Raw genomic sequence first — 3,067 nt, forward strand, 5'->3', positions numbered from 1 at the left:
GTTGCTGCCGCGAGGATTAATTAGAGTTTCAGCTTAGATTATAAATTATCAATTTTTAATAATTAAAAATTTTTCATATATTAGAGCTTGGCATAAAGTCCTTTGACATCACGGAATTCACAAACTGCAAGTGGAGCATTTACATAAACTTCGACAAAATTAACAGTATTGAACCTTTAGTTATTAGCGATCGCTAAGGGTTAAAATCATCTCAAGTTTGAAAAAACACTAGATCCATTTGCCTTATTTCCCACCTCTAGCGGGGGCGCTAGGGGAATCTTTGGCTGGGCAACAATCACATTTGCTAGACTACTGCTGGTTGGAGTCTCCCAGAAAGATAAACCCTCATATTGAGCGAATAAATCAGGGGGTAAAACGGTTGCACGAGGTTGAAACTCGACTTTTGAGCGGACGTGATGTAGTCCATGTGTATTGAGTCGGCGATCGAATTCGTTGGCTTCATACTGCACATTGGTAAAATCATGCTCAAAAGGTTCCTCTCCCAGAAATTGATAAATCAGCGATAAGGTTTTATCGGGAGCTTGGCTTAAGATGTCGTAGTCCACCAAGAGTAAAGATTCACTATATTCGCTATAGAAAGCTTCTTTGAGAGCGTTATAAGCAAACCCGACTAATCTTCCCGACTGACTTAAAGCTTCGGTGCGCGTGTAAACGGTAGAACGTTCGCCAGGATTATTGAATAAATGCGACACATCAAAAGCATTTTTCCTGATTATTCGTTCCACACTATCCATTATCCAAGCGACATTCCGCACACAGCAAATCACTTTCGCGTCGGGAAATAGCTGGTGGATTAAAGGCAATTTGCTACACCAAAGGCGATTGGTATCGAAGATAACTGCTTTATCTGCTTGGGGCTGATAGAAAGTTGAAAAAATCGTTAAAGTTAGAGCTTGTTTTTGTTCTGGTGTAATAAAGACTGAAAACTCATTATTCTCACTCATGGCTTCCAGCATACTGTTGACCAGACCCCCAACAGGACTGCTCATGTTGGCGTGAAATCGGGGATTTTGCCGCAGTAAAGCTCCAAGTAAGGTGGAACCAGAACGGGGTAATCCAGAGATGAAGTGTAATTTCGGTTGTATCATTTTACCAAAAAATAAATTACTACTACTTGTGGGGTGGACATCTTGTCCGCTCATAGCCAAGGGTGGGCGGACAAGATGTCCACCCCACAAGAAAAATTGGATGTTTTTTATTTGGAAGTCCCTAATTAGATGAGCTTGCCCTAGCTAGGCGATAATCTGAAAATCGCTGGCAGTTAATGTGGGGCTGCCTTGAATGGTGGCAATTCGAGTAAACCTCAGACTCAGAGGATTATCAGAGATGTAGTTCAACCCTCCGGTCTCTAAGTTGTAAACTATATTGACTGCTCCGAGATTCTGGAGAAGGTCGCTTAGGACATTTTGATTGGCGACAACTCGAAACTCATTACTTTGACTGAATCCATTACCCACCACACTATCAATGCCAGTGAAAGTGGTTTTGGATAGAACTATTTTGTCAGTACCTTGCACGAAATCGGTGATGGTATCTAGTCCCACTAATTCGGCGTTAGCTTGGGTGAACTGTTGTCCTGAATTGAAGATAAAGCGATCGCTCCCAGCACCGCCAATCAGGGTATCATTGCCTGCACCACCGTTGAGATTATCATTGCCAAGTCCGCCGTAGAGGATGTCAACCCCAGCATTGCCGTTGAGGAAGTCGTTGCCCCGCCCTCCGAGTAAGATGTCGTTACCACCACCGCCGTTTACGGTGTCGTTACCGGCACCACCATCAAAGGTTTCGTTGCTGCTGGTGCCATTGATTAGATCATTACCAGCCTTGGGTTCAGTCACCGTAGTGATGGTGCCAAATACGTTGTCGTCATTACCGCTAGTTCCTTTATCATCGTTAGCGGAATTACCTGAGTAAGTTGGCAGCGTCCCCTCTGAGACAACAGTAGGCAAAGAGGTGGGCATCCCTTGGTTGTTGTCGTTGGTATTGGTAGTGCGCTTCATAATGAACAATGCCCCTCCCAAGCCTTGACCGTTACTTTCAGTAAGCACAGTATCTCCTCCGCCGCCGAGAGCTCTGTTGTTATTCAGATTGACGGAATTGAGGGTGAGGGTGCCACTACGCATAAAAATAGCACCTCCCATACCTGCACCACCATTGCTCAATGTCAAACTGCCTCCGCTGCTGCCAGCGCCGTAGCCACCGCCACCAGCGCCGCCGCCACCAGCGCCGTAGCCACCCTTGCCGCTGCCAGTGCCGCCAGTGCCGCCGCCGCCGCCGAAGCCACCGCTGCCGCCCAAGGCACTGCCGCCGCCGCCGCCGCCGCCGAAGCCACCGCTGCCGCCCAAGCCACCGTTGCCGGTGCCAAAGCCACCGTTGCCGTTGCCGCGTATGTTACCGCCGCCGCCGCCGCCGAAGCCGCCGTCGCCGCCCAAGACAAAGCCAGTGCGGGCAACTCTAGTGGTGCCACCGTAGCCTCCGTAGTTCCCATTACCGCCATAGCCACCAGGCTGACCAGTGCTAGAAGCAAACAATCCCCCGCCGCCGGTGTAGTACCCATTACCTAACAAACCGCCGCCGCCGCCAAACTGCCCGTCTATACTCCCGCCGTTGCCACCTTGAGCTCGGTTATTGCTAAAAGTTACATCGCTCAAAGAGACATCCCCTCCGTAGATGAACATCCCTCCTCCCATTCCCGCACCACCACCTCCTTTGGGGCCGCCATCCCCTCCTTTAGCGGTGCTGTTGGTAATTGTCAGGTCGTAGAATTTCACGTTTCCCGACTTGATGAAGAAGGGACGCAAATCTCCATTGTCCGTTTGCCCATTGTTGTTGGCATCGCCACTGACAGACTTCCCGTTGCCGATGACCACGATATCACTGTCGAGCAGGGTCTTCATCACGCTCGTAATTCTGATGTTCGTTTTGAACTCGATCACATCAGTTCCTGGATTGACGTTGGCTTGCCGGATAGCATAGCTGAGGCTGCCTACTGTGTCGCCATTTCCGTTATCAATGGTTTGAGTGACTTGATACAGTGTCATAGATT

Annotated in this window: 3 protein-coding genes and 1 pseudogene; 1 reads left to right on the forward strand and 3 read right to left on the reverse strand. The window is 48.9% G+C overall.

Annotation, left to right across the window (positions count from 1 at the left end; translation table 11 throughout):
• Positions 1 to 86: 86 nt before the first annotated feature.
• The 3 genes and pseudogenes from ACWATR_RS39165 to ACWATR_RS39175 form a co-directional block, all read right to left on the reverse strand.
• A pseudogene (locus tag ACWATR_RS39165) lies at positions 87 to 161 on the reverse strand (adenylyl-sulfate kinase); the annotation flags it as partial.
• A gap of 45 nt (positions 162 to 206) precedes the next feature.
• Positions 207 to 1,109 carry a sulfotransferase family protein gene (locus ACWATR_RS39170; RefSeq protein WP_460345535.1) on the reverse strand — a complete coding sequence of 301 codons (903 nt, stop codon included), beginning with the start codon at positions 1,107 to 1,109 and terminating at the stop codon, positions 207 to 209.
• 144 nt (positions 1,110 to 1,253) lie between these two features.
• Entirely contained in the window at positions 1,254 to 2,672 is a 1,419-nt protein-coding gene (locus tag ACWATR_RS39175; RefSeq protein ID WP_460345538.1) for a calcium-binding protein, read from the reverse strand.
• Here ACWATR_RS39175 and ACWATR_RS39180 point away from each other — a divergent pair.
• Positions 2,637 to 3,067, forward strand: a 431-nt coding sequence (locus ACWATR_RS39180; RefSeq protein ID WP_460345541.1) for a hypothetical protein, incomplete at its 3' end; no start/stop codon positions are given. The two genes, ACWATR_RS39175 and ACWATR_RS39180, sit on opposite strands and share 36 nt — an antisense overlap.

Source organism: Nostoc sp. UIC 10890, from assembly GCF_054786515.1.